The organism is Streptomyces acidicola, from assembly GCF_009377235.1.
Classification (GTDB): domain Bacteria; phylum Actinomycetota; class Actinomycetes; order Streptomycetales; family Streptomycetaceae; genus Streptomyces; species Streptomyces acidicola.
In genome coordinates this window covers 1-4,064 of sequence record NZ_VMNX01000424.1, presented here as the reverse complement: position 1 = coordinate 4,064, position 4,064 = coordinate 1, and the positions used below count along the sequence as shown (strand labels likewise).

Below are 4,064 nucleotides of genomic sequence, written 5' to 3'. Positions count from 1 at the left end.
GTCCGGGGTAGCCGGGGGTCCGGGGCGTCCTTGGGCCGGAAGAGCGAAATCTGACGGGTTATGAAGCGCGGCGCCGACATCGGCCGTCGCGGATGTGACAGAGAGTCAGTCGAAAGCCCGATTTGTGTGACTATCGACTGACTCCGGAGGTCTCGCATGCCCACCTCGTCGTCCCTCCCACGCCGCGCGGGCGCGCGCCCGGGTGTCGCGGCCCTCGCGGCGCTCACCGTGGCGGGAACCGCGTTCTTCGTCGCGCCGGCCGCCAGCGCGGCTCCCGGCGACCGCGGCGACATCAAGATCAACATGACGGACACGGACGCCCTTCCCCAGGCCGGCCGGGCGAAGGTCTGCGAGTTCGACCTGGAGGCCGTCAACTTCGAGTCGGTCCAGGGCATCTCGTGGGCCATCGAGCCGCAGCCGGCGAAGCCGGGCGCCGCCCAGCTGTCCGGGCGCGTCCTCCTCACCGACGGAGCGGGGCGGACGGACGACAACCTGGCGCTGCCCGAGGGGCAGTACAAGCTCACCTGGCGGATCGACGGCGGCATGGGTGCCGGCAAGCAGAAGGCCTTCAAGGTCGACTGCAGCCGGGAGGCGCCGGCCAGCGCACACGCGCCGGGCAACGTCCCCAACGACGGTCCGAACGGCGACCGGAACAACGCACCCAACGGCGCGCCGAACGCCGGGCCCAACGCCGAATCCGACAGTGCGGCGGACGCCGAGGCCCCTGGCAAGCCGAACGCCGAATCCGACAACGCGGCCATCGCCGGACCCGACGCCGCGGCGGACGCCGAGGCCAACAGCAAGCCGAACGCCGAAGCGGACAGCGAGCAGAAGGGCGCGCCGAACGCCGCACCCGACAGCGAGCAGAAGGCCGCGCCGAACAGCGAACCGAACGCCGAAGCCAACGCCGACGCCAACGCCGAACCCAACGGCGAGCCGAAGGGCGGGCCGCCCGCGGGCGGTGGCGGTCTCGCGGACGAGCGGGACTTCGCGCCGGTCGCGGGCGCGGCGGCGGTGGGCCTCGTCGCGGTCGCCGGAGCCGCGTACTTCGGGCTGCGCCGCCGTCGCTCCGATGGCGCGGCGTAGGGGCGCTCCGAGGCCCTGGTACCGGACGCGCGCCTACCGCCTGACGCGGACGATCGTGGTGACCGTCTGTCTGGTGGTGGGCGGCGTCTGGTGGGCTCAGAACGACGAGCCCGCCGACCCCGCCGGGGCCCGGACCGACGCGCGCGGTGTCGGGGCACCGCACGCGCCGGCGCCCCGGCGGACACCTCCCGGTGCGTCCCAGGACGCACCGCCCCGGCCGCTGCCGCGGTCAAGGGCGGTGTCCCTCACCGTCCCTTACCTCGGCATCGAGGCCCCCCTTGTCGGCCTCGGCCTCGACAGCCGGCGCCGGCTGACCGCACCACCGACGGACGACCCCAAAGCGGCCGGCTGGTACGAGGGCGGCCCCGCGCCCGGCCAGTCCGGCACGGTGATCCTCGTCGGCCACCGCGACACGCGGACGGGGCCCGCCGTCTTCGCCGCACTCCACGAGATCCAGACCGGCCGCGTCGTGAAGGTCCGCCGCGCGGACGGGCGCACCGCCGTCTACACCGTGGACGCCGTGCGGACGTACGAGAAGGCGCACTTCCCCGACGAGGAGGTCTACGGGCGCCGACAGCGCCCGGAACTGCGCCTGATCACCTGCGGCGGACGGTACGACCGCAGGACCGGCTACGTGAGCAACATCGTGGTCTTCGCCCATCTGACGGCGACGAAAGGGCCGACGGGTTCCACCTGAACCACGGAACCACGAGGTGGATGAAACCGATCGTCTGCTGTCCCCCAGGACGCGTGGTCCGTCCGTCCGGTGAACGGGACTGCCCGGCTCGGCGCGGCTGCCGGACCCGGGGGACCGCGTCCGGCTAGGTATGGGCGCATGACCTGGAACATCACCCGCACCCGCACCCGCGTCGCCCTCGCGACGGCCGGGATCCTGCTCACCGCCGCCCCCACCGCGTACGCCACCCTCGGGGGCTCTCTCGGGAGCACTCTCGGCGGATCTCTCGGCGGCCCTGGTGGTGACGAGACCCGCGAGCCGGCGGCCCCGGTCCGTGGTGCCGCCTTCGTCGAGACACGGCTCCTCTTCGGCACCGAGCGGCCCGACGGCGGGCCGGCGGTCACCGCCGCCCAGTTCACGGACTTCGTCGACAGGGAGGTCACGCCCTCGTTCCCCGACGGGCTCACCGTGCAGGAAGGGCGCGGGCAGTGGCGGGACGCCGGCGGAACGATCGAGAAGGAGCGGTCGTACGAGCTGATCCTGCTGTACCCGGCGCGCGAGGCGCGGGCGAGCGACCGGAAGATCGAGGAGATCCGCGCCGATTACCGGAAGGCCTTCGCTCAGGAGGCCGTGGCCCGGGTCGACGACCGGAAGCGGGTCGACTTCTGACACCTCCGGGTGTGGGGTCGGCCGGGTTTCCGTTTCTGGCCCGCCGTTTCGGTTCGTGCCTGGTCCGGTTCTCGCCGGTTCCCGTGCGTACCTGTTCCGGTTCTCGCTTGTTCCGGTTCACGGCTATTCCGGTTCGCGCCTGTTCCGTTCATGTCTTTTCCGGCTCGGGCTGTGGCTGCGGGAGCGTGTCCGGAGCCACGGCCGCTTGCGGCGTCCGCGCCCGGGAGCGTGACACGGCCACCCCGGCCAGGCACAGCACGCCGCCCGCCAGAGTGAGCGCTCCCGGGACCTCGTCCAGCGCCAGCCACGACATCAGCACCACCAGCGCGGGTACCGCGTACGTGGTCGCGCCCATGCGGCTCGCGGTCGTACGGGCCAGCGCGTACGCCCACGTCGTGAAGGCCAGGGCGGTCGGGAAGACGCCCAGGTACACCATGTTGAGGGTGGCGGAGAGCGGCGCGTCGGCCGCCTCCGTGACCAACTGCCCGGCGAACGGCAGGCACACGACCGCGCCGACGAGACAGCCGAACGTCGTCACCTGCAGTGCGCTCGCCCGCCCGAGTGCCGGCTTCTGCGCGACGACGCCTCCCGCGTACCCGACGGCGGCGAGCAGGCACAGGACGACGCCCAGGACTGATGACCCGCCGTCCCCACCGGACATCGACAGCCCCACGGTGACCGCACCCGCGAACGACACCGCCATGCCGGCGAGCAGTCGGGGCGGCATGTGGTCGCCCAGCAGGCGTGAGCCGAGCAGGGCGACGAGGATCGGGCCGATGTTGACGATCAGGGCCGCGGTGCCGGCGTCGACCTGCTGCTCGCCCCAGTTGAGGGCGACCATGTAGAACCCGAACCACAGCAGCCCGGATATCAGGATCCCCGGCCACGCGGCCCGGGGCGGCCACCCCTCTCTGCGCACCACGCAGATGATCCCGAGCACCACCGTCCCCGCCAGCAGCCGCCCGAGTGCCAGCGCCCCCGGCGAGTACGCGGCGCCCGCACTCCGGATCGACACGAACGCGGATGCCCAGAACACGACGGTGACCGTGGCGGCGCCTGCGGCGAGCAACTCGGTGCGGCGGCGGGCGTGCTGCCCGGCTTGAGCGGCTGATCCGGCGGTCATCATGCTCCTGAGGCTAGGTGGGGCAAGGCGTTGGGGCTCGCGGATTTCGGTCGGGGAGTGTTCGGCCCCGTTCAGCAGCATTCAGTCGTGTTCAGCGCAGTGATGGCGGTTCGATGCCCAGCAGGTCAGCGAAGGCCCGCTCACCCTTGGGCGTGACCTTCACCGCCCGCTCGGATCCGATGCGCACGCACCAGCCGGCGGTCAGCGCATGGCGGCACAGGGCCGCGCCCGCGACGCCCGCGAGGTGAGGGCGGCGCTCGGTCCAGTCGAGGCAGGCGCGGGCGAGGGGGCGGCGGCCGGTGCGGTCGAGGGCGATGCCCGCGGTGGCGAACCACGCCAGGCCGGCGTCCGTGAGGGCGAAGCCGGTGTCCTGGCGGAGGAGGCCGTGGTGGGTCAGAGCGTCGGTGAGGGTGATGCCGAGGCGGCCGGCGAGGTGGTCGTAGCAGGTGCGGCCGCGGGCCATCGCGGAGTGGGCGGTGGCGGCGCGGAGGGTGCGGGCTGTCTCTTATA

General features: G+C 73.0%; 4 protein-coding genes and 1 pseudogene. 3 read left to right on the top strand and 2 right to left on the bottom strand.

Annotated features, from left to right (window positions below):
- Positions 1 to 156 precede the first annotated feature (156 nt).
- The 3 genes from FPZ41_RS50520 (at position 157) to FPZ41_RS45305 (ending at position 2,431) form a co-directional block, all read left to right on the top strand.
- Complete coding sequence (locus FPZ41_RS50520; RefSeq protein WP_407698906.1) at positions 157 to 1,086, top strand: hypothetical protein; 930 nt, start codon at positions 157 to 159, stop codon at positions 1,084 to 1,086.
- Positions 1,073 to 1,783, top strand: a complete 711-nt coding sequence (locus tag FPZ41_RS45310) for a class F sortase (protein ID WP_152870618.1) — start codon at positions 1,073 to 1,075, stop codon at positions 1,781 to 1,783. The genes FPZ41_RS50520 and FPZ41_RS45310 overlap by 14 nt, the downstream gene beginning before the upstream one ends.
- 138 nt (positions 1,784 to 1,921) lie before the next feature.
- Positions 1,922 to 2,431, top strand: a complete 510-nt coding sequence (locus tag FPZ41_RS45305) for a DUF3574 domain-containing protein (protein WP_152870616.1) — start codon at positions 1,922 to 1,924, stop codon at positions 2,429 to 2,431.
- Between the two features lie 148 nt (positions 2,432 to 2,579).
- Here the strand turns inward: FPZ41_RS45305 and FPZ41_RS45300 are convergent, their stop codons facing one another.
- The gene (locus tag FPZ41_RS45300) at positions 2,580 to 3,557 is read right to left on the bottom strand and encodes a DMT family transporter (RefSeq protein WP_407698905.1); all 978 of its coding nucleotides are present in this window, start codon (positions 3,555 to 3,557) and stop codon (positions 2,580 to 2,582) included.
- A gap of 88 nt (positions 3,558 to 3,645) precedes the next feature.
- Positions 3,646 to 4,050 (bottom strand): annotated as a pseudogene (locus tag FPZ41_RS45295) (transcriptional regulator); the annotation flags it as partial.
- Between the last annotated feature and the right edge of the window lie 14 nt (positions 4,051 to 4,064).

What these genes read in the sequence shown, in the direction of transcription:
- FPZ41_RS45305 (WP_152870616.1), top strand. Translation starts at nt 1,922, where the DNA reads ATGACCTGGAACATCACCCGCACCCGCACCCGCGTCGCCCTCGCGACG.
- FPZ41_RS45310 (WP_152870618.1), top strand. Translation starts at nt 1,073, where the DNA reads ATGGCGCGGCGTAGGGGCGCTCCGAGGCCCTGGTACCGGACGCGCGCC.
- FPZ41_RS50520 (WP_407698906.1), top strand. Translation starts at nt 157, where the DNA reads ATGCCCACCTCGTCGTCCCTCCCACGCCGCGCGGGCGCGCGCCCGGGT.
- FPZ41_RS45300 (WP_407698905.1), bottom strand. Translation starts at nt 3,557, where the DNA reads ATGATGACCGCCGGATCAGCCGCTCAAGCCGGGCAGCACGCCCGCCGC.